Genomic DNA, 1315 nt, shown 5'->3' on the forward strand with positions numbered 1-1315 from the left:
AAGTCTACAAGACTCTTCACTCCCAAAATTTGCTGTAAAATTGAATAGATTCATCGCTCTTTTTTTATCAAATATAAGCCTTTTATTTAATTATGGGTAATTGCGGACAATCAAATATTTTTAAATAGTTTACCAAAAATACAATTTAATGTTTAAAAATTGTACAGAACAAAAACTTAAAACCTATAAATTAAACTTCTCTTAACTCGGTTAAAATCGAATCTAAAAAAATATAAACACTTAAAATATAAAGACACTTCAGATTCCATTATGACAGATTAAATTTTAAATTTGAATTAGTTTAAAATAAAGTAGTTATGGAAATGTATGACAATGAAAATACTGCACACAAATCATTTGATGAAAATTATTTATCCGAAGAGTTGTTGCAGGCTCAATGGGCTGAATTCATAGAACTAAAGAAAGTAATTACCGAAATATTCCTTAAAAAAGGAAGTCCAATAACCATCTTAGATATAGGAATTGGAAATGCCAGAATAGTAAAACACTTATATGCAATACCAGAAATGTGGGACATGATTGAATTGTATGATGGTACTTGGCTATGTCGAAACATGTGTTACTTTATCCCGTAACGCAACAAAAAAATTAAATATTGAAGACAAAGTAACTGTTTATTTATTAGATGCAGTAAATTTAAATCAATTACAAAAGCATTATGATTTGATTATTACAACTTGGTTTACAGCAGGTAATTTTTATCCTGAAAACTTCCCTTTTGAAAATTATAATTTATTATCCGAAAAACTTGATTTATCAAAAAATTTGATACTATTTTCACCTTTGCCTATAAAATGCTGAATGCAAATGGAGAAATTTTAATTGGAGCCTGCTATATTGACAACGAAAATACAAGAAAAAAGCAAGAACTATCGTATCAGAAAATGGGAATAACAGTAATAACTGATGCAAAAGATAGTTTTACGGCTACTAAAGAAAGATTTTGGTCACAACGATTTACAAAAGGAAAAATAAACAGCTATTTTGAATTTGTGAAAAAGGAGAAAATATCATTTACACCACTTGATCCTTATAATTATGCCATGCAAATAAGGATTAAAAAATGATAACAATCCTCTAAATTCGAACATTACAATAATAAAATATTGATTTATAACAAAAAATCCTCATCAAATGAATGATAAGGATTTAATAGAATCTGAAACGAGTTCAGATTAAAGAAAGGCGACGACATACTCTCCCACATAACTGCAGTACCATCTGCGCAGGCGGGCTTAACTACTCTGTTCGGGATGGGAAGAGGTGAGCCCCGCCGCAATAACCACCTTAAGAG

2 protein-coding genes and 1 rRNA gene are annotated in these 1315 nt (G+C 29.3%); 2 read left to right on the forward strand and 1 reads right to left on the reverse strand.

Annotated features, from left to right (window positions below):
• The first annotated feature begins 317 nt into the window (after nt 1-317).
• Nucleotides 318-596 carry a hypothetical protein gene (locus tag QLS31_RS16285; RefSeq protein ID WP_282744714.1) on the forward strand — a complete coding sequence of 93 codons (279 nt, stop codon included), beginning with the start codon at nt 318-320 and terminating at the stop codon, nt 594-596.
• Nucleotides 597-815: 219 nt separating this feature from the next.
• A complete protein-coding gene (locus QLS31_RS16290) occupies nt 816-1088 on the forward strand; it encodes a hypothetical protein (protein ID WP_282744715.1) in 273 nt (90 codons plus the stop codon).
• Nucleotides 1089-1201: 113 nt separating this feature from the next.
• Here the strand turns inward: QLS31_RS16290 and rrf are convergent.
• Nucleotides 1202-1311: ribosomal RNA gene (rrf, locus tag QLS31_RS16295) — 5S ribosomal RNA — on the reverse strand.
• Nucleotides 1312-1315: the final 4 nt, after the last annotated feature.

The organism is Flavobacterium sp. XS2P24 (assembly GCF_030010285.1).
GTDB classification, from domain to species: domain Bacteria; phylum Bacteroidota; class Bacteroidia; order Flavobacteriales; family Flavobacteriaceae; genus Flavobacterium; species Flavobacterium algoritolerans.